Raw genomic sequence first — 20,599 nt, 5'->3', positions numbered from 1 at the left:
TCTGGCGTGTCATCATGTTCTTTATATGTTCCGAGTGTGCGGTGCAAGTCTGACCGACGCTACTTCTTGCCCATCATATCCATGATGTTGAGGGCGGCCGGGCCCAGGATGACCACGAACAGCACCGGCAGGAAGAAGACGATCATCGGCACGGTGAGCTGCGCGGGCAGGGCGGCCGCCTTCTTTTCCGCCGCCGACAGACGCAGTTCGCGGTTTTCCTTGGCCATAACACGCAGGGCCGTGCCGAGCGGAGTGCCGTACTTTTCGGCCTGAATCATCGCCGTACAAACCGACTTGATCCCCGGATAGTTGGTGCGGCGCGCCAGCCCCTCATAGGCCATGCGGCGTTCGGGCAGATAGGACAGTTCAGCTACTAGCAGCGACAGTTCTTCGGCCAGTTCGATGGAGGCCGAGCCGATTTCCTGCGACACCTTTTGCAGGGCGGCTTCGATCGACATACCCGCTTCGACGCAGATCAGAAGCAGGTCGAGCGCGTCGGGAAAGGCCGACACAATTGTGGCGCGACGCTTGGAGGCGATGTTGCTGATATAGATGTTTGGGGCGTAGTAGCCGGCGACGAACATGGCGACGCAGATCAGGATCTTGATGTTCGGCGGCTGTCCGAAATCGTTGACCACATAGATGTAGAAGGTCGCAAACGCCCCCAGCACAAAAGGCATCAGGAAGCGGAAGAAGTAGAAGGTGGTAATGGGTTTGGGCCCGCGGAAACCGGCCATGGCCAGCTTGTCCACCACCTTGGGGTCTTCGAGCAGGGTCTTCAGGTTCAGGCGATCAACGATCCGCTTGTACAGGCTTTCGTCGGTCTGGCGCAGGCCGCTGTTGCTGGTTTGAACCATGGATTGACGTGACTGTCGGCGCAGTTCCTCGCGCCGTTGCGCCACAGCCTTCATCCGCTTGTCCAACTGTTCCCCCGACAGGGACGAGCGCATCAGCGTCAGCACCGCAAAAAAGGACAGCACCGCCACCGCAATGGCGATCATATTGGCGGGCTGTATCAGGGCATAGGCTAAGTCTTTCATATGAAAATGCCCTACCCTAGAATTTGAAGTTGATCATTTTACGCATCATCAGGACGCCGAAGGTCATCCAGATGGCGCCCCCCAGAAGCATAATATTGCCGCGCGGGTCACTGACCAGCGTGCCCATGTAACCGGGATTGGTCACATAGATGATCATCCCCACACCCGGCGGCAGGACGCCGATAATACAGGCCGAGGCGATGGCTTCGGACGACAGGGCCTTGATCTTTTCGCGCATCATGCGCCGTGAACGCAGCACGTGCGACAGGTTGCCGAGCGCTTCGGCGAGGTTACCACCCGTCTTTTGCTGGATGGCAATGACGATGGTGAAGAAACGCAGTTCCGGAGTCGGCATACGCTCGCACATTTTTTCGAGCGCCATGTCCAGCCCCATGCCGATGGCGATGTTTTCGTTCAGGCGTTGAAATTCCGGGCCCAGAGGCGCCGGTAGTTCCTTAGCGATGATCTTCAGGCCGTCATGTACGGGCAGGCCCGACTTGATGCCGCGCACCAGAATGTCGATCGCATCGGCGAAATTGGCGGTGAATTTCGCCGTGCGGCGATTAGCCAGAAACGACAGCCACCAGCGTGGCGCGCCGTAGCCAAAGGCAAAACCGGCACCCAGCGCCGCCAGAGGGATGCGGCTGAGGATGAGAACGATCACCGCCGCGACTATGCCCAGCGCCACAGACCATATCCAGAAGGTCTTCACATTGGGGGTAAGGCCAGCGTGTTGCAAACGCGCCGTCAGTGACAGACGCGCCTTGCGTTCGCGCTGCTCGGATTCCTTGAGTTGCAGCAAAATTTGCTTACGGCGTTCCTCAGGGGTGCGGCTGGCGGCGGTTCGCTGACTTTTGCGTTTGGCCGCCGTGGTGGCACCCATCCCGATGGCCTGAGCGCGTTTGGCCGCAACCTCAGAGGTCCCGCCGCCGGTCAGGACGAAACCGACCGAAGCGAGGATAACGAAGCTCAGAAAGGCGATGAGGAAGATCATCATGGCCGGTCACCCGCGCAGGCCGGAAGAACCGTTTTATTCGGCTGCATCGAGCGCCTCCGCCAGTTCGCGCTCCAGTCCGTAATAACGCGCGCGGTCCCAGAAGCGCGGACGACCGATCCCGGTCGAACGGTGGCGACCGATAATCTTGCCTTCCTTGTTTTCACCTTCGATTTCGTACAGGAACAGGTCCTGCGTGATGATGACGTCGCCTTCAAGGCCGAGAACTTCGGTGATGTGGGTGATGCGGCGTGAGCCGTCGCGCAGGCGGGCGGCCTGAACGATGATATCTACCGAGCCGACGATCATTTCACGAATGGTGCGCGAAGGCAGGCCATAGCCGCCCATGGTGATCATGGATTCCAGACGCGAAATGGCTTCGCGTGGGGAGTTGGCGTGCAGCGTGCCCATAGAGCCGTCGTGGCCGGTGTTCATGGCCTGCAGGAGGTCGAAGGCCTCCGGGCCGCGGACTTCGCCGACGATGATGCGTTCGGGGCGCATCCGCAGACAGTTCTTGACCAGATCACGCATGGTGATCGCGCCCTGGCCTTCGAGGTTGGGCGGACGGGTTTCCAGACGCACGACGTGCGGCTGCTGGAGTTGCAGTTCGGCGGCGTCTTCGCAGGTGATGACGCGCTCGGTCGGGTCGATAAAGGCCGTCATGGTGTTGAGCAGCGTCGTCTTGCCCGAACCCGTACCGCCGGAGATCAGCACGTTACAGCGCGACGCCCCGATGACCCCCAGCACGCGCGCCCCTTCCGGACTGATGGAGCCGAACTCCACCAGATTGCGCATGGTGAGCTTGTCTTTTTTGAACTTCCGGATGGTGAGCGTCGGGCCGTCGAGCGCCAAAGGCGGCGCGATCACGTTAACGCGCGAACCGTCCGGCAGGCGGGCGTCACAGATGGGTGAGCTTTCATCGACGCGACGCCCGACCTGCGACACGATGCGCTGACAAATATTCATCAGTTGCGCATTGTCGCGGAAGCGCACATTGGTCAGTTGCACCTTGCCCGAGACTTCGATGAAGACGCGGCCCGCGCCATTGACCATGATGTCGGCGATGTCGTCGCGCGCCAGCAGCGGTTCCAGCGGCCCATAGCCCAGAACATCGTTGATAATGTCCTGAACCAGCGCGTCCTGTTCGGCGATGGACATGGAGACGTTCTTGATCGTCACCAGTTCCGAGACGATGTCGCGAATTTCCTCCGACGCGGCCTTCTGGTCCAGTTGCGCCAGTTGCGACAGGTCGATGGTGTTCAGAAGCGCGTTGAAGATCGCCGTCTTGGTCGCGTGGTAATAGTCCGACTGCTCGCGCACGATCTCGGTGACCGTCTGCGCCTTGTGCATCTGGTCGAGACCGGCGGCCATCTTGCCGGCCTTGGGGGCTGGCTTGTCCGTACTGCGGCGATCTTCGGCCGCAGGCGAGGTCTCAGCGACACCTTGCGGACGCGTAGCGATATCCCCGGCAGGCTTGGCCGGAGGCGGTGCGCCCTTGATATCCTTGGGCTTTTCGGCAGAGGTATTGCCTCCGCTCAGCGCCTGCGGGCGCATCTGCGCGGCGGCCTGAGCGCCAGGTGACGGGGCGGCCGCGCGCGCAGCGCCGAAGCCGGCGGGCTTACCCGATGAATCCGTGGGGCGCTTTCCGAACACCTATGGGCCTCACTTCTTCTTCGGGAAGAATTTCCCGATCAGAGACGTCGATGCCGCCTTCTTCTTCGTTTCCGGCGTCCGGCCCGTAATCGTGGCGGTAAGCGCCAGAAGCGCTTCATGTGCCTTGGAGGCCGGGGCGCATTCGGCGATCATCTGACCGTTATTGGCGGCCTGACCAAAGGTCTTGGCATCGAAACTGATGGTGCAGGCCGGGGCAACCCCCAGGGCGGCCGTGAAATCCTTGACCGGGATTTCCGGACGACCCGGCATATCGACCTGATTGAGGACGATGCGCGGCGGATTGTCGTTCGGGCGGAAGGATTTCAGCAGCTCAATCAGGTTTTTGGCATTGCGCAGGCTGGCGAGGTCCGGGGTGGCGACGATCACCACCTCATCGGCGGCGATCAGGCATTTTTTCAGCCACGGCGTCCACACGTGCGGCAGATCCATGACGATGAACGGTGCGACCGAACGCACCTTGCGCGTCACTTCCTCAAAGGCGTGCTCATCGGCCAGATAGTCCTGATCGAGCGAGGCCGGAGCCGAGAACAGCGACAGACGTTCGGTGCAGCGCGTCAGCATGCGGTCCAGCAGCACCTGATCAAGGCGATCCGGTTCGTTAAGGGCGTCGGCCATGCCTTGCAGCGGGTCCTGATTGAAGTCGAGACCGGCGGTGCCGAACGGCAGATCATAGTCGGCAATGACCGTATTGGCCTGCATGGCTTCTGACAGGCTGTGCGCGAAATTGTGCGCCAGTACGGACGAACCTGCGCCGCCGCGTGCGCCGATAAAGGCGATGGCGCGGCCGACGAACGGTGTTTCCGGATCGTTGAACAGGGTGGCGATGGACTTGATCAGTTGCAGCGGCTTGACCGGTGCTACCATGTATTCCGACACGCCCTGACGGATCAGTTCACGATATAGCGAAATGTCGTTGTGCGCCCCGATGACCACCACCTTGGTGTTCGTGTCACACACCTCGGCCAGACGACCGAGTTGTTCCAAGAGGCCATGCGCGGCCTCGCTCGATTCGACGATCAGCAGCGACGGAGTCGGTTCGTGCTGATAGGCCGCGATGGCTTCTTCTATGCCGCCGCGGCGAACCAGCGACTGGGCACGCGCCATGCGGCGATCGAGAGCTGCCGTGTCGCAGGCCTGAAGCGTGGCGTCGTTTTGTGGGAAGAAGTGGATACCGATGCGCGGAATGGACACCGCGCCCAGATCGTCCGTGGGCTCGATGGCCGCAAAGCTGGCCGCTGTCAGAGCCTGACGCGGCAGGCCGGGTTCAGGCGTCAGCGGTTGCAGGTCCGCATCGGGTAGGTCCTCAAAAGGGTCACCCAGATCAAGGGTGTCTGCCGCTTCGTAATTCTGCGTGAAGCTGTCGTCAGCATCGTCGAAGCTGTCGAACGGATCGATATGTCTGGCGGGGGAGGACATAGGTGGGCTCACTGTAACGGACTCACTTGATGACCTGGGAGACATTCGCCTTGGCAGCATCATCTTTGGCTGCCGAGGTAACCTCGCCCTTGCGATATTTGTCGATGATAACGGTACGACGGCCGGCATCGCCGGGTGTCGCAGGCTGCGGCGCGGCGATATCGCGCGGATCGTCAATCTGTGCCGCCAGATTGGCATTGATGGCGCAGCCCATATTCTGCGGTGCGGCATTGTGACGAGAGGCCGCCAGATTTTCCCATGCCTGATTACAGTCGTTGACCACTGCGCGGTATTCGCGCGTGATCAGGCTCACTACGTCGGCGGGCTGGCCTTCGGCGGTCGTTTGCGAGACGGCGTGAAGACTGATCTGATGGTCATTGAGATAGGCGCGAATGGCGGCCCCGGCGCGCAGGGCATCGGGCGTATTGGCGGTCAGGATGGTGATGTCCACGGCCTGCCCCCCGTTCCAACTCGCCTTGCGGGCCACCTGGTCGAGGGCGCGGCGCTGATTGTCGGACAGGCCGCTCTTGGGGTGGATTTTGAAATGCAGGGCATCGGTGCGCGACTGGGCCTGGAGCGGATAGTGGTCAAGCGGCGTCGGCGCGTGGGCCTGAAGCGCGGGTGGTGCGTCAGTGGCGCAGGCCGACAACAGGGATGCGCCGAGAAGCAGCGCGGTGAATCGGAAGGGGGCCGGGCGGTTCATGGTCATGTCGCAGGTTCCTATTCGATCACATAGCCGATGGGGGCCTGATAGCTGCCAGCCGGAGGCGGCGCTTCGGCGACTTCACCGCGCTTGGCACGCACGGATTTGTTCAGGCGTCCGAGGAAGACGGATTCGAGGTCGGAGGCGACTTGGAAGTTGTCGGCGGGCGTCTGGAAGGCGTCCGGCGACTTGGCCGAAACGATATAGGGGGTGACAATGACCACCATTTCCGTCTGCTCATCAAGGAAGTCGCGAGAGCGGAACAGGGCCCCCAGCACCGGAATGGTGGTCATGCCGGGCAGGGCGTCGATGCTCTGCTTGTACTTCGATTGCAGCAGGCCGGCGATCATCAGCGAACCGCCCGACGGCAGCTCGACCGTGGTTTCGGCGCGACGCACCGACAGGCCGGGGATGGTGAAGGTGTCGTCGAGCGAGAAGGCACCGGTATTGACGATTTCCGAGACTTCGGTCGAAAGTTTTAGCGAGATGGTGCCGTTGGACAGCACGACCGGCGTAAAGCCCAGCCCCACGCCATAGGTCTTGAATTCGACGGTAACACGGCCCTGCGTATCCTTGGCCACCGGCACAGGAAATTCCCCGCCGGCGAGGAACTTGGCCGACTCACCCGATACGGCGGCCAGATTGGGTTCAGCCAGGGTGCGTATCAGGCCGACGCGCTCAAAGGCCTGAAGCGAGGCTGAGAGCAACTTGTCGCCATAGCCGATCTTCATGCCGCCCAGCGCCTTGCCATTGGTGCCATAGGTGGGTGTATTCTGAAGGGCGTACTGCACTTCGCCGGTCTGCCCGGACAGGCCGCTGAAGTTGAAACCCATCTGCTTGATCGAGGATTTCTGAACCTCGACAATGCGAACCTTCAGGCTGACCTGATCCTTACCGGCAATGGCCAGCATATTGATGATGTTTTCCGGCTTTTCGGCGAAGGCGACGGACAGGCGTTGGATCGCTTCGGATTCGCTGGCGTTCGCCACCACACCTGACAGGATGACATAGCCATTGACGCTCTGCACCTGCACATCCGATTGCGGATAGAGCTTGCGCACCGTGTCCGATAACTGATCGGTGGAGACGCCCACGCGGATCTGAAGGTTCAGGATCTGACGTCCCGCTGCGTCAAAGAATATGGCGTCCGACTGACCGGCGGCGACGCCCAGAACGAAGATGCGGCGCGGCGTGCGCAATACGGCATCAGCCACGGCCGGGTTGGAAACGAAGACATCGGCGGCATCCACCGGCAGGTCCACCACGGCCGAGCGCCCCTTGGCCAGATTGAGCACCTGCGTGCGGGCGCCAGAGGTCTGGGTTTGCACGGTCATGGGGCTGACCGGTGCGCTGTAGGGCTTGGGGGCCGCCTGAACGCCGCTGACCGCCAGACTGCTCATCAGCAGGCCAGCGGCAAAAGCGGCAAGAAGGGGATAGGGCCGTGCCATATCAAAACGTCTCTTCATCGAAACTCTCATCGGGATACCGGCACGTCCGTGCCCTGACCGTTGCGATAGACGACCACCTTGTTGCCGGCGCCGGTGGTGGAAGGACCGACGCGGCCTGAGGGGCCGCCGACATCGGCATAGGAACGCAGCATCAGCGACAAAGGCCCCTGAGCCTTGGCCTGCGCCAGAGCTTCACCCTCTTCGGGGCGAACCTCCAGCGTGGCGGTGGCTCCAATGACCGAGGGCTGATCGGATTTGGCCTCCACCGTCTGATCGACGGCCAGAACCTTGACGTTACGCAGGACCGGCTTGGCCACGTGGGTGGACTGACCGTTGGACTGAAGTTCTGTCGAAACCACGATATCGACGCGGTCGCCGGGCAGGATAAAGCCACCCGCCGTGCTTTCGACGGTCACCGGCACGGCCATGGCGCGCATACCGGGGGCCAGCATGACGGCCATGAAGCCGCCAGCATCGGCGCGCACGACCTTGCGCGCCACGATCGGCTCATTGGCCAGTATTTCCTCGCGCACCACGCCGCCCAGCACGGCGTCCATGCCGCGTGTCGGGTTCATGGCCTTGTCAGCCACCTCGGCGACCTGAGCCGCACCATTCTTGACGTTTTTTTCCAGAGCCTTGTCTTCGGCGGACTTGGCCTCGGCCGGGGCCACAGGGGTCACCGGCTTGTCGGTAAAATAGGATTCGGTAATGCCGTCTTCGGGCCAGGCCTTCCACGCCAGGTCCGCCTCGGCGATGCGCTCGCCGACCTTCAGGTGACGCGCTGCAACCAGCACCTTGACTGTCGGTGCTTCGACCGCGACCTTTTGCGACGCATTGGCGTTGGATGCGCCATTGCCGCCGATCATGCCGCGCACGACCAGCGCCAGCAAAAGCGCTGCGACCGCGGCGATGCCGATTACGACAAAACGTGACGCCTTCATGGAGGTTCCCCTTCAAAGCCCCGGCGGCGTTCTGGCGCGCGCGGATAGCCAGTCAATTGGCAGTTGCGACGAATCTTGGCTTAACGGTGGTTAACGGGAGCCTAAAGAAAGCTAACGGGCGGACGAATTTGTGAAAATGACACCCGAAATCCCCTTTTTACCTATCCGGCCAGCCTGTTCAGTAACGGCCACAGATCGCTGTAGGGTATGGCCAGCAGGCCACCCGCACAGATGGCCACGCCATAGGGGATGTCGCCTTTGGGCTTGAGCAGGGTTTGCAGCCACTGAGGCAGGGTGGGGGTATAGATTTGCAGGAATTGCCGCGCCATCAGCAGCAGCAGGGTGAAGGCCCCGCCGACCAGGGCGGTATATGTCAGAAAGGCCAGCACCCCCTCGGGATGAAACCACAGGGCCGTCGCGGCCAGAAGCTTGGCATCGCCGCCGCCCAGCACCTTGAAGGCGAAAGCGGCAAAGCCCACGACCAGTATGCCGAACCCCAGCCCGGTATGGATGGCGATGCTGAGAGGGGGGAGGCCCAACAGCAGGGCTGCGGGAAAGAAAACACCGGCCAGGATCAGGCTCAACCGGTTCGGTATGGTCATCGAACGCAGGTCGCTAATGGCCGCCCAAACGAGGCAGGCTGGATAGACAAGGCAGAAGAGGGCGGGGATCAGGAGAGGCATGGGACCGCAAGGCTTCGAGAGATGTGTCTCTCAGCGGTAGCCTTATATACTGAATAAAGCGTGAAACTGGCGCGTATGGCGCTAAGTTTGCGTCTCAGGGAAAAGAGCCATAATGCGTTGAAACGCTGCTGTCAGATCATTGCCTAGCGTCGTCATAACGGTCGCCAGCACAATGGCGATAGCCCCGGCTATCAAACCGTATTCGATGCTGGTTGCGCCGCGTTCGTCACGCGCGAAAAGCAAGGTCAATTTCAGCATGAGGGGACCCTGTAATAAAAAATGGCCGCAGGTACTTCGTATCTGCGGCCACGTTCACATCGTAACTTTGAGCTTAAGAAGCGGCCGGAGCCTTGTCCAGTTGCGAGCCGATGTTGTTGAATGCGCCTTCCAGCTTGTCGCCCAGAGTGGTCATGATGGTCACGAGAGCGACGGCGATCAGGGCGGCGATCAGGCCGTATTCGATGGCCGTGGCGCCCGATTCGTCTTTGGCAAAGGTCTTGATGAGGTTGGTCATGAGAGTCTCCATTTGAGTATTATGCTAAGCAAGTGAGGTTTAACTTCGGACCGGGGTGGTGAGTTGTTTGTCTCACTTGCTCCCGAACACGAATGCAGAATATGCGACCGTAATTAATATGAAGTAAATGTTGGAAAGTTTTTGAAATTTTTCTATAGTTAATAATGATTTACTGTAAATTTTCGTTAAGGTTAATTCTTGTATACGATATTGAATATTGAATAATCGCCATAATTTTTTCCATTAATATTGCGTTCAGCATTTTTAAACATATCTTGTTTACCTGTGTTCCTAACCTGAAGCTCATATTCGTAAGGCAGGCTGGGGTTGCGCCGGGGGCACAACGGGTCCGGTTTCCTTGCAGACGGAGATAAAGATGACGAAGCAGATGATAATGGCCGGATGTCTGGCGCTGACGGCTCTTTTGTCGGCCGGTGCCGCCGAGGCCGCCAGCAAGATCGTGGTCGAAAAAAACCACAGTACGCGGGTGGTTTTGCCCGCCTCTGCCGGGTCGGTGATCGTCGGCAATCCCGAGGTGGCCGATGTGACCGTCGTCGATTCTCGCACTATATATATTATAGGGCGGGGATTTGGGCGGTCCTCGGTGTCGGTCACCGATAGCGCCGGGCGCAATATTTTTGATGCCGATGTAATGGTCGGCACCCCGGTAGAGGGGGGCGTTACCGTCTATAAGGGACTGAAACCCAGCACGATGATCTGTAGCCGCACCTGTATTGAGCAGACCGACGGGATGCAGTCGTCTTCTTCCACACCGGCTGCGCCACCGTCACCGGCGAGTTAATTCCTTCAGCTTAACCGCCTGTTGACTCCGCTTCAGCTAAAATGAGCGGGATTTTCGCGAATGGGATCATCAGGGTGCGCACACGGCTGAACACAATCGGGAAGACCCCGCCCCGTCCGATAAGGGGGCTGTGGCGTGACCGCCGGGGCGCGACGGCGGTGGAATTTGCCCTGATCGCATTCCCTTTCTTTGGTTTGATCATGGGCTGCATAGAGCTGGCCATTGTGTTGTTTGCCGGCGTCTCCCTCGATCTGGCGACCGCAAAGGTGTCACGGGAACTGCGCACAGGTTTGGCCACCAAGGCCACCACGCCCGCCGTCTTCATTACCAAGGTGTGTAACGAAATGGCATGGCTGGGCGCGGATTGTACCTCCAAGCTGCGCGTTGATGTGCGCACATTTACCAATTTCCAGATGGTGACCAAAGCCCCCGAAGTCATCGTGGATGGTGAGTTCGTCAATATGCAATATACAGTGGGCGGTAGCAGCCAGATACAGCTGGTGCGCGTCTATTATACCTGGCCGGTGTTCTCGCCGCTTCTGAAGCCCGGTTTCGGTACATTGAGCGGCGGTGAAACCGTTCTCTCTTCTATCATCGTCTTCAGAAACGAGCCCTTCTGATGCTGAGACGTCTGCGCCAAAGCTTTCATATCGGGCTCAGAGCTCGCAACGGCACGGCAGCGGTAGAATTCGCGCTGATCGCGCCGGTGCTTATTGTCATCTACTGGGGGCTGGCGGACCTCAGCCTCGGAATGATGGCCAGCCGTAAGACCGCACACCTGGCCGCAACGATGGGAGATCTGGTGGCGCAATCTGAAAGCGTGACTACGGCCAATCTGAACGATATTTTTGAGATCGGCGCCAGCATCCTTGAGCCCTTTCCCGCGGGCACCAAGCTGCAAATCCGTATTTCCAGCGTCACACGCAACAAGACCACGGGCGTCATCGCCAAGGATTGGGATCAGCGCAGCAACTGGAAGGGCAGCGGAGACGTATCAACCAGCAACCTGACCACCGCTCAGTTGCCAGCCGACGAAAGCCTGATCATTACCGAAGTTGTGTATGACTTCACGCCGCCGATAGGTAAGTTTTTGCCGATTAATACGACGTTCCAGAACAAGACCTATCATCATCCGCGGTCGGGTGCGAAGATTCTCCTTAAGTAACTCTGCGTTCGAGGACGGCTTTGAACAAAGACAGCTTGGTTTCGGTCTCGTGGCGTTCATCGGCGGGATCGGAGTCGGCGACAATACCGCCCCCCGCACTGACTCTTAACTGCCACAGGCCCCTTTCGTTACGTTCACAGGCGGCCGTGCGGATCAGCACATTCGAGTCCATGGCACCCGACGCATCGACCCAGAACAGCGAGCCGCAATAGGGGCCTCGCGGGGCCTCCAGCGCCTGAATGACCTTCATCGCCTGCACCTTGGGCGCACCGGAAATCGAGCCGGGCGGGAAGGTGGCCAGCAGCACATCCGCCCCCGTGTATCCCGCCTTGAGCTGCGCCGTTACCACGGACACCAGATGGTGCACGTTGGGATAGGATTCCAGCGCATTCAGGGCTTCGACGCGCACCGAGCCGACCTCGGCGACCTTCGACAGGTCGTGACGCATCAGATCGACGATCATCAGGTTTTCGGCGCGATCCTTGGCGCTGTTGAGCAGCTCCTGCCCCAGCGCCGAGTCAGCCTGCGGCGTGTGCCCGCGTGGGCGTGTGCCCTTGATCGGGCGGGTTTCCATGCGCCCATCAGCTCTAAGGCGGATGAAGCGTTCCGGGCTGTTTGATATGACGGCGCGGTTGCCAAAGCGCATAAAGGCGCCGAACGGACTGGCCCCCGCTTCGGCCAGCGCCTGTAAAATGTGATCGGGCGTAAGGCCGGGTTTCAGAGCGCCGCGCCAGCCGCGCGCCAGATTGGCCTGAAACAGGTCACCGGCATGGATTTGCGCCACCAGCGTCGCCACCTTCGCCTCAAACTCGGCGTCCGGCGTCTCGCTGAGCAATGGGCCGTCCATCAGGGTGGAGGGCCGGGGCGTGGACGCCACGGTTTCGACCTGCGCCGCCAGGGCCTCGGCCTGCTCGCGCGCCGCGTCCGCCGTTGCGCCGCGCCCCAGTACCAGCCTCCGCTTCTGATGCAGGTCGAAGGCCAGAACCGCCGAAAAGCGCATCAGCACCAGTTCGGGCCACGGTTCACCCCCCAACTCAAACGCACGCAGCGGCAGGTTTTCCAGCCGGGGCCCCAGCTCAAACCCGGCCAGCCCGATCAGCCCGCCCGTAAAGGGCGGTAAATCCGTGATGTCGTCGCCGTGGACATGGGTGTCACCCAACACCTTTACGCAGGCCGTGCGCAACACCTCTTCGGGTCGGCGCGCATCGTCAAAGGCAAACACCTCTGTGTCATCGGGTGTTACAGACAGCCACGACCAGCGCCCCAGCGCCCCGCCATCGGACAGGAAACCGGCGCAACGCTCCGACCTCAGCACGCTGCCGAAAAAGGCTTCGGGCGGCCTGTAGGGCAGCGACACTATATGCAGATGCTCAGGAAACGGGGGCGTCATTCGTGTTCACGGCGGGCGGCTTCAACTCTCACGGCAACTTGATTCGCCCGTTAAGCCATTGAGGATCATTATGATTGCAGGTTTCGCCACACAAGCCTGTCTTTTTAGACACTCTCTGGCATGTATGACGAGTGGCCTATGGATGGAGGTCCATGAGATGTATCCTGACGCCCGGTGCGACGCATCGGGCGTTTTTTTCAGGTCTTATACGCGCTCTGCCCCTGTGCGGATGTAAAAACCCCCGCAGGTACGATGCGGGGGTGTCGCTTACTTCGGTTGCGCCGAGCTTGAGGATGACGACGACGAAGCGGTCGCCGTGCTGGGGGCCGCCGCCGGGGCTGGTTTGGCCGGTCCGGCCTTGGTCTTGCCCGCAAAGCGCTCGCTCGGCGCATCGACCAGATCGGACATGGCCAGCTTGAGGCCGCGCGGGTGCGCCGCCGCCATCTTCACGTCGCCGCCATAGTTCAGCACGTCGATGGCGCGCGCCAGTTGGAAGTCACCGGTTTTGACGTCGTAGGAATCCGGCGGCACTTCGGACACGACGTGCGCTTCCTGACGCTTCTTGCCCTCATCGGCATCCAGCGCGTTCTTGTAATCGGCTTCCGAGAAGGAATAGGCGCGGTTGGCGATCACCTTGGCCTGATCGCGCGATTGCGCCACTTCCAGATCGGGCTCGATGCCCGTCTTCTGGATCGAGCGGCCTGATGGCGTGTAATAGCGCGCAATGGTCATCTTCACCGCGCGGTTTTCGCCCAGATTGATGACGCTTTGCACTGAACCCTTGCCGAAGGTGGTCAGGCCGACGGTCGAGGCCCGCTTGTGATCTTGAAGCGCGCCCGCAACGATTTCCGCCGCCGAAGCCGTACCCGGATTGGTCAGGACGACAATCGGCTTGCCATTCATGATGTCGCCCTTATGGGCCTGATAGCGGGTGATGTCGTCGGGCTTGCGTCCACGCTGAGATACCACTTCGCCGCCTTCGAGGAAGAGGTCGGCGACGCCCACCGACTGATCAAGCAGACCGCCGGGATTGTTGCGCAGATCGAGGATCAGCCCCTTCATCTGCGGATTCTTTGTGCGCAGATCGCTCAGCGCCTCATAGGATTCGCGCGCCGTATTCTCGTTGAAGTTCGAAATGCGCAGATAGCCGTAAGCGCCTTCCATGCGCGCCCTGACCGATTTCACATTGATGATTTCGCGCTTCAGCTTGACGTCGAACGGCTCGTCCTTGCCTTCGCGGTAGATGGTGAGCGTCAGGTCCGTCTCCGGCGTCCCCTTCATCTTGGAGACGGCCTCGTTCAGGCGCATCCCCAGAATCGAGGTGCCGTCGATGGCGGTGATAAAGTCGCCCGACTGGATACCCGCCTTCATGGCCGGGGTGTCATCCATCGGAGTGACCACCTTCACCGCGCCGTCTTCGGACTGCACCTCAAGGCCGATGCCGCCATAGGCGCCCTTGGTGCGTTCCTGAAGGTCGGTGAAATCATCCGCCGACAGGTAGTTGGAATGCGGATCGAGCGAGGACAGCATCCCCTGAAGCGCGGCTTCGATCAGCTTCTTGTCGTCCACCTCGACCACATAGTTCTGCTTGACCAGCGCCACGACGTCGCCAAACAGCTCAAGCATTTCATAGGTATCGGACTTGGGCGAAAAGGCCGGCTGATTGGCGTAGGCCACCGCACCGATGCTCAGGGCCAGAGCGGCGACGCCGCCCAGGAAGTAATGTCTCATATAGTCCTCTTTGGAGCTTCTTGGCTCCGTAATGGCCACCTGCAAACCAGCGGTGGCATAGACGCTCACTCCCCATACTACAGGCTTTTAATGTGGCGTAAACAGGGCCTTTACAGCTTGCTCAGATCGAAGCCGGTGGCCGGATTGACGGGGTTCTCGCCTTGGCGCAGCTCCATATAAAAGACCGTCGGCTTGTCGGTCAGATTGGGCGTGCGCCCCAGCGGCTCCCCCCTGGCCACGGTGCGGTTGGGATCGACATAGACCCGCCCCAGCCCGGTCATCACCACGTGATAGTCGTTGCCGACATCGAGAATGATCACCTGACCATAGCCGTCCAGCGGCCCGGCATATTCGACGCGCCCGTTGCCGGGACTGCGTACCTGCGCCCCCGGCGTGGTCTTCAGCCGCAGACCGCGACTGGTCTGACCGTCCACCGTCTCGCCATAGCTGGCGGCCTTTTCACCGACCACAGGCAGTTGCAGGTCGAGCGTGCGGCTCTGGGCCGGGCGCAGCGGCGAGGGCAGGCCCAGCAGGGTCCGCTGACGCGCCTCAAGCTCCAGATTGCGCGCTTCAATGGCATCGGCTTCGCGCAAAAGCTGATCTTCCAGCGCCGCCCGATCGGCCATCAGGGTCTCCAACTGCTTCTGCTGCTCCGACACGTCGCTTTCGGAAATAAACAGCGCCTCGTTCTGTAAGGCCGCCTCGCGCCGCACACGGATCAGGTTGCGGTTTTCTTCCGACAGCACGGCCGCGCGCTTTTTCAGCTCCGGCGTAATCTCTTTCAGCAATATGGCCGCGATCACCGCATCATTGGCCTTGCGCGTCGAAACGAAAATCGTCGGTGGCGGGTTGCGTGAATAGATCTGCAAGGCGCTCAGCAACCGCGCCTGCTTGTTGCGCAATGTCCCCAGCCGCCGTGTCATATCGGCCTCAAGCAAGCTCAGCGTCTCCAGCCGTGCGCGATAGACCGCCGCCCGCTGTTCCGACGCCCCCTGCGTGCGGGCTATGTCGATCATCTGCGCCCGCAGCCGCTCGATCTCCTGCGCGATCTCCCGCGCCGACTGATGCTTCTGCTCGCGCTTGCGGGCATTGGCGCGCAACTCCGCCCCCAGCGTGTCCAGCTCGGTCTGCGCCTGCTTGCTTAAGGGTTTTTGAACAGGCTGCGCCCCCACTGCGCCCGTGCACAACAGCACGAGCAGCGTCAGCGCAACCGGCTTGGCGGCGCGCAGCAGGGCAGGACGAAGGGTCATCCGCTCAGACTAAGGGCAGAGGGTTAATACGGTCTTAGGAAGTCTTAACGAAGAAGAGGAAAGACTATGGGGCCGTAGGCCCCATACCCCGAAACAAAAAGCGCTCCATCGGAAACCAATGGAGCGCTTTAAACATTCGGGGTTTGGGGCCTGCGGCCCCAAATCTTTATCCCTTACACATTCACGCCGCGGGTGGCTTCCGAGCGCTTTTTGAGCAGGGTATCGAAAGCGTCCCACACGCCTTCGCCGCCGGTCCATGAGCCCTTGGTCGCGGCCTTGGAGTATTCGGTGGCGCGGGCTTCGAAGAAGTTGGCGTGTTCGACGCCCGACAGCAGCACCTGAAGCCAGGGCAGCGGGTTTTCCTGCACGCCGAACACTTCGGGCAGTTCCAGTTGACGCAGGCGCCAGTCGGCGATGTAGCGGATATATTGTTTGATATCGTCCGGCGTCATGCCCTCGACGGGGCCCATTTCGAACGACAGGTCGATGAACTTGTCTTCGAGGCTGACTACGGTTTTGCAGCAATCGACGATGTCGTCGGCCACGGCCTTGGTCACCGCGCCGGTTTCCTTGTTGAAGGCGTGGTAGAGCTTGATGATGCCTTCGCAGTGCAGGCTTTCGTCGCGCACCGACCACGAGACGATCTGCCCCATGCCCTTCATCTTGTTGAAGCGCGGGAAGTTCATCAGCATGGCGAAGGAGGCAAACAGTTGCAGGCCTTCGGTAAAGCCGCCGAACATGGCCAGCGTGCGGCAGATATCGGCATCGGTATCGACGCCGAACTTCTGCATGAAGTCGTGCTTGTCGCGCATGGCCTCGTATTCCATGAACGCGCCAAACTCGGCTTCGGGCATACCGATGGTTTCAAGCAGCAGGGCGTAGGCGGCGATGTGCACGGTCTCCATATTGGCGAAGGCCGACAGCATCATCTTGATCTCGGTCGGTTTGAACACCCGACCGTATTTTTCCATGTAGTTGTCCTGAACCTCGATGTCCGACTGCGTGAAGAAGCGGAAGATCTGGGTCAACAGGTTGCGCTCATTGTCGTTCAGCTTGGACGCCCAGTCCTTGACGTCTTCACCCAGCGGCACCTCTTCGGGCAGCCAGTGCACCTGCTGCTGCTTTTGCCAGAAGTCGAAGGCCCACGGATAGCGGAACGGCTTATAGGCAATCGAGGGGGTAAGCAGGCCCGCCTTGGGCTGGGCACCGGGGATGATGAGGCTCATGGCATGACTTCCGAATCGACACTGAACTGAGGCCCCATATCACCACACTTTGTAGTTAACACCAGATGAATATCTACATCTTGTGTGGGCACAATGTCGCGTCTGGGGATAATTGGCCGCGCGGGTGAGTCGCCCGTCGCGCGTGCACCCTAGCACAGGCGCGGGGGCAGACAGGAGTCCCATTCTGGGGTTTTGGCCCGCATCTATCTTACGGGCGGCGCGGTTTTACAGATCACCCGCCCTTGAGGCTGTTCCAGTCGCGGGCCGGGGTAGCCGAACCGGCGGGTTTCAGCGAGGCCTGAAGCCAGGCGAGGTTCTTATCCGCCACATCCGGCGGCAGGTCCTGCCGCAGCAGTTTTTCCGCCTCGGCCAGCTTGCCCTGCATCCCCAGAACCAGCGCCAGATTCTGACGCACCTGAATGGTGGCGCCGGGCAGGGTGACGGCGCGGCGCAGGATGGTTTCGGCCTGCGCCAGATCGCCATTGCCGGCCTTGTACATGGCCTGATTGGTGAGGACGGCGGGGTTGTCGGGTGACAGGCTGAGCGCCTTGTCCCACATGCTCAGCGCCTCTTCGCTACGCTTGGTCTGGTCATAGGCCACGCCCAGAAGCGACCAGGCGCGCCAGTCATTGGGTTTCAGTGTGGTGGCGGTTTGCAGCGGGTCGATGGCGTAGAAGGCGTCATTATTGGCGATGTGGCCGCGCGCCGCCGCCAGCAGGGCCTCATAGTTTTGCGGCGCGAACAACAGCACGCGGTGCGCCGTATCGGCGGCTTCCTTGGGGTTGCCCAGTGCGCGCTGCGCTTCCGACAGGACCAGCCCGGCCTCAATATCGGTCGGGTCGTTGACAAATTCGCGATTGAAAAAGGCCGCGCGCCCCAGCGGGTCGAGGCGCATCGCCGCTTCGCGCTCAGCCCTGGTCGCCTTGACCGGCTTGGGCGGAGCCGGCGTCTCCACCAGCTTGACCGACTTCAGGCCTGATTTTTCGGCCGGTTTGGCGTCTTCGGCGGCCAGAACGGGAAGGGCCAGCAAACCGCCAGCAAGCAACAGAACGGCAAGACGGGTCATGCGACACCCTGAGACGGCCGGAGGCGTTCTGGCCTCGCAAAAACGAATACGGCTTTAAGCTTTGATTTAGACCCCTAAATATATGGTTAAACCCTCTGCTGTTCCTGAGATGACTGCCATGCCCAAGCCCTTGCCCAACCCGCCCGCCAAAACGCCGGAAAACATCATCTTCGGCCTGTTTGAAGACGAGGTGGAGGCGGCACTGTCCGCCCTGGAGGCGACGCAGGCGGCGTTTTTGCGGGCGAAGGGCTTTACGGGTAAGACGGGAGCGCTGGTCGTGCTGCCGCTCAATGGCGGTCTGGCGGCGTGGTTCGGTCTGGGGGTGCGACGGGCCTATAATCCCCTGGGCTTCCGCGCCCTGCCGGGGCAGTTGCCGACCGGGGTGTGGCGGCTGAAAGCCGATGAGGGGCTGGATCGCAAGGCCATCCATGTGGCGTTCCAACTGGGGGCTTACGTCTTTGACCGCTACAAGGCCGGCAAGGCCTTACGCGATGAGGTGCGGCTCGACACCAGCGACCTCGATGCCGAGGCGCGCGACGCCGTGGCGCTGGAGGTTTCGGCGCACGATCTGGTGCGTGATCTGGTCAATACGCCCGCCAATGATATGGGCCCGGCGGAGATCGAATCGGCGGCGAGGTCGCTGGCCTCAGAGTTCAATGCACAGATCAGCGTCATTGCCGGGGATGCGTTGCTGCGCGAAAACTTCCCGGCGGTGCACGCTGTGGGCCGCGCGACGGTCGAAGCCCGCGCCCCGCGCTTTATCGAAATCGACTGGACCCCGCAGGTCGAGGATATTTCCGATGTCCGCAAGCCGGTGATCGTGCTGGTGGGTAAGGGCGTGGTGTTTGACACCGGCGGCCTGAATATCAAGGGCGGGGCCGGTATGGCCCTGATGAAAAAGGATATGGGCGGGGCGGCGCATGTGCTGGGGCTGGCGCGCCTGATCATGGGGGCCAATCTGCGTGTGCGTCTGCACGTGCTGATCAGCGCCGTGGAAAACGCCATTTCCGGCGACGCCTTCCGCCCCGGCGACATCATCGCCTCACGCGCCGGGCTGTCGATCGAGGTTGGCAATACCGATGCCGAAGGGCGGTTGATTCTGGCCGATGCCCTGACGCGCGCGGCGGAGCTGGAGCCCGATCTGACGCTCGATTTTGCCACCCTGACCGGCGCGGCGCGCGTGGCGCTGGGGCCTGAAGTCATCCCCTTCTATACCGACGATGAAGAGATGGCGCGGCGGCTGGAGGTGGCGGCCATTGCCGAACACGACCCGCTGTGGCGGATGCCGCTGTGGGCCGGGTATCGTGACGCTTTGGAGTCCGATATAGCCGATCTGCGCAATGATCCGCAGGGTTGGGCGCAGGCCGGATCGGTGACGGCGGCCCTCTTCCTGCAAAAATTCGCGCCGCAGACGGGGGCGTGGGTGCATTTCGACCTCTACGCCTGGAACCCGCGCGGCCGTCCGGGCTTCCCCGTCGGGGCCGAGGCCCAGACCCTGCGCGCCGTCTTCCGTCTGATCCGCGGGCTGTGACAATCTGCGCCCTGACGGTCGTGCCATTAACTCCACATTCGCATCTTTGCGTTATGGTCTTGCTCTAAGCCTTTCTCTGTTAAGACTTTTTTACGAAGGTTAAGCAGGTGAAAAGGGCATGATGGTGAGTTAGAGACAGCAGAATGGCCCACGACGATTTCGACCCGCGCATGACGCCGTTCAAGGACGGCAAGGCCGATCAGCGCCTTCAGGGGCTGATGCGCGCCGAAACCTTTGTCGTTGGCGAAACCCTCGCCTGCGCCGCACCGGTCAGCGCTATCCGCGCCGCCCCCAGCGACAGCGCCGAGCAATTGGATCAGGTTCTGTTCGGAGAGCGCTTCCGCGTTATCGAACGGTCACGCGACTATGTGTGGGGTCAGGCCCTGCGCGACGGCTATTGCGGTTACGTGCGCGAATCCGACCTGTCGCGCGACTGGTACGTGCCGACCCATTATGTTTCGACCCTGCGCAGCTACGTCTTCTCGGAGCCGAACCTGAAATCGCAGATCGTCTGTGCGCTCAGCCGCAACGCGCTGGTCAGTGTCACCGGCACGGATGGCAATTATGCGCAGCTCAATGATCTGGGCTGGATCTACCGCGCCCACCTGTCGGATTTTACGGATTTCGACCACGACTATGTCAGCGTCGCTGAAACCTATCTCAACGCCCCCTATCAGTGGGGGGGCCGCGAAAGCGAAGGGCTTGATTGCTCTGGTCTGGTGCAGCAGGCGCTCTACGCCGTCGGTCAGGCCTGCCCGCGCGACTCGGACATGCAGTCGCATATGGGCGAAGCGCTGGACATCGGCGCGGACCTGAAAGGGCTCTATCGCGGCGATCTGGTGTTCTGGAAAGGCCACGTCGCCATTATGCGCGACGAAGACCACATCATCCACGCCAATGGCCACCACATGAAGACGGTCATCGAGCCGCTGCGTGAGGCCGTGGACCGTATCGAAGCGGCGGGGGTCGGGCGACCGATCGCCTTCCGCCGACTTTAAGAAACAGAGATTTCGATGCAAAAAACC

General features: G+C 61.1%; 20 protein-coding genes. 5 read left to right on the top strand and 15 right to left on the bottom strand.

The features are described from left to right. Positions 1–59: 59 nt before the first annotated feature. The 10 genes from EM6_RS08130 to EM6_RS08085 all read right to left on the bottom strand — a co-directional run bounded on the left by EM6_RS08130 (position 60) and on the right by EM6_RS08085 (position 9,413). Positions 60–1,040, bottom strand: coding sequence for a type II secretion system F family protein (locus EM6_RS08130; protein ID WP_126421770.1), 981 nt, complete (start codon positions 1,038–1,040; stop codon positions 60–62). Between the two features lie 16 nt (positions 1,041–1,056). Further along, complete coding sequence (locus tag EM6_RS08125; RefSeq protein WP_420000739.1) at positions 1,057–2,034, bottom strand: type II secretion system F family protein; 978 nt, start codon at positions 2,032–2,034, stop codon at positions 1,057–1,059. A 36-nt stretch (positions 2,035–2,070) separates the two neighbouring features. Next, a complete protein-coding gene (locus tag EM6_RS08120) occupies positions 2,071–3,687 on the bottom strand; it encodes a CpaF family protein (protein WP_126421766.1) in 1,617 nt (538 codons plus the stop codon). 9 nt (positions 3,688–3,696) lie between these two features. Then, positions 3,697–5,124 (bottom strand): AAA family ATPase, encoded by a 1,428-nt coding sequence (locus tag EM6_RS08115; RefSeq protein WP_126421764.1) that lies wholly within the window; start codon positions 5,122–5,124, stop codon positions 3,697–3,699. A 22-nt stretch (positions 5,125–5,146) separates the two neighbouring features. Then, a complete protein-coding gene (locus tag EM6_RS08110; RefSeq protein WP_232037028.1) occupies positions 5,147–5,833 on the bottom strand; it encodes a CpaD family pilus assembly protein in 687 nt (228 codons plus the stop codon). Between the two features lie 11 nt (positions 5,834–5,844). Next, a complete protein-coding gene (locus tag EM6_RS08105; RefSeq protein ID WP_232037027.1) occupies positions 5,845–7,293 on the bottom strand; it encodes a type II and III secretion system protein family protein in 1,449 nt (482 codons plus the stop codon). Positions 7,294–7,301: 8 nt separating this feature from the next. Beyond that, complete coding sequence (gene cpaB, locus EM6_RS08100; RefSeq protein WP_126421762.1) at positions 7,302–8,216, bottom strand: Flp pilus assembly protein CpaB; 915 nt, start codon at positions 8,214–8,216, stop codon at positions 7,302–7,304. A 161-nt stretch (positions 8,217–8,377) separates the two neighbouring features. Further along, positions 8,378–8,899 (bottom strand): A24 family peptidase, encoded by a 522-nt coding sequence (locus EM6_RS08095; RefSeq protein WP_126421760.1) that lies wholly within the window; start codon positions 8,897–8,899, stop codon positions 8,378–8,380. Between the two features lie 81 nt (positions 8,900–8,980). Continuing rightward, positions 8,981–9,157 carry a Flp family type IVb pilin gene (locus EM6_RS08090; RefSeq protein ID WP_126421758.1) on the bottom strand — a complete coding sequence of 59 codons (177 nt, stop codon included), beginning with the start codon at positions 9,155–9,157 and terminating at the stop codon, positions 8,981–8,983. A gap of 73 nt (positions 9,158–9,230) precedes the next feature. Next, the gene (locus tag EM6_RS08085; protein ID WP_126421756.1) at positions 9,231–9,413 is read right to left on the bottom strand and encodes a Flp family type IVb pilin; all 183 of its coding nucleotides are present in this window, start codon (positions 9,411–9,413) and stop codon (positions 9,231–9,233) included. Between the two features lie 376 nt (positions 9,414–9,789). Between EM6_RS08085 and EM6_RS08080 the strand changes: the two genes are divergently transcribed. The 3 genes from EM6_RS08080 to EM6_RS08070 all read left to right on the top strand — a co-directional run bounded on the left by EM6_RS08080 (position 9,790) and on the right by EM6_RS08070 (position 11,380). Continuing rightward, complete coding sequence (locus tag EM6_RS08080) at positions 9,790–10,215, top strand: pilus assembly protein N-terminal domain-containing protein (RefSeq protein ID WP_126421754.1); 426 nt, start codon at positions 9,790–9,792, stop codon at positions 10,213–10,215. A 158-nt stretch (positions 10,216–10,373) separates the two neighbouring features. Next, positions 10,374–10,835: a TadE/TadG family type IV pilus assembly protein gene (locus tag EM6_RS08075; protein WP_232037026.1), complete on the top strand. Its 462-nt coding sequence runs from the start codon at positions 10,374–10,376 to the stop codon at positions 10,833–10,835. Further along, a complete protein-coding gene (locus EM6_RS08070) occupies positions 10,835–11,380 on the top strand; it encodes a TadE/TadG family type IV pilus assembly protein (RefSeq protein ID WP_126421750.1) in 546 nt (181 codons plus the stop codon). The genes EM6_RS08075 and EM6_RS08070 overlap by 1 nt, the downstream gene beginning before the upstream one ends. On the opposite strand, the gene EM6_RS08065 is transcribed toward EM6_RS08070, so the two are convergent. The 5 genes from EM6_RS08065 to EM6_RS08045 form a co-directional block, all read right to left on the bottom strand. Further along, positions 11,373–12,770: an anthranilate synthase component I family protein gene (locus tag EM6_RS08065; protein WP_126421749.1), complete on the bottom strand. Its 1,398-nt coding sequence runs from the start codon at positions 12,768–12,770 to the stop codon at positions 11,373–11,375. The two genes, EM6_RS08070 and EM6_RS08065, sit on opposite strands and share 8 nt — an antisense overlap. 267 nt (positions 12,771–13,037) lie before the next feature. Continuing rightward, positions 13,038–14,501, bottom strand: a complete 1,464-nt coding sequence (locus EM6_RS08060) for a S41 family peptidase (RefSeq protein WP_126421747.1) — start codon at positions 14,499–14,501, stop codon at positions 13,038–13,040. A gap of 110 nt (positions 14,502–14,611) precedes the next feature. Next, positions 14,612–15,751, bottom strand: a complete 1,140-nt coding sequence (locus EM6_RS08055) for a murein hydrolase activator EnvC family protein (protein ID WP_126421745.1) — start codon at positions 15,749–15,751, stop codon at positions 14,612–14,614. A gap of 173 nt (positions 15,752–15,924) precedes the next feature. Continuing rightward, positions 15,925–16,977, bottom strand: coding sequence for a ribonucleotide-diphosphate reductase subunit beta (locus EM6_RS08050; RefSeq protein WP_126421743.1), 1,053 nt, complete (start codon positions 16,975–16,977; stop codon positions 15,925–15,927). 232 nt (positions 16,978–17,209) lie between these two features. Continuing rightward, entirely contained in the window at positions 17,210–18,043 is an 834-nt protein-coding gene (locus tag EM6_RS08045) for a tetratricopeptide repeat protein (RefSeq protein ID WP_126421741.1), read from the bottom strand. Between the two features lie 118 nt (positions 18,044–18,161). Between EM6_RS08045 and EM6_RS08040 the strand changes: the two genes are divergently transcribed. Beyond that, entirely contained in the window at positions 18,162–19,574 is a 1,413-nt protein-coding gene (locus EM6_RS08040; RefSeq protein WP_126421739.1) for a leucyl aminopeptidase family protein, read from the top strand. 143 nt (positions 19,575–19,717) lie between these two features. Continuing rightward, on the top strand, positions 19,718–20,572 hold the full coding sequence (locus EM6_RS08035) for an NlpC/P60 family protein (RefSeq protein WP_126421737.1): 855 nt from the start codon (positions 19,718–19,720) through the stop codon (positions 20,570–20,572). Positions 20,573–20,599 lie beyond the last annotated feature (27 nt).

This window comes from Asticcacaulis excentricus (assembly GCF_003966695.1).
In the GTDB taxonomy this organism is placed as follows: Bacteria; Pseudomonadota; Alphaproteobacteria; order Caulobacterales; family Caulobacteraceae; genus Asticcacaulis; species Asticcacaulis excentricus_A.
This window is presented reverse-complemented; position numbering and strand designations above follow the sequence as displayed.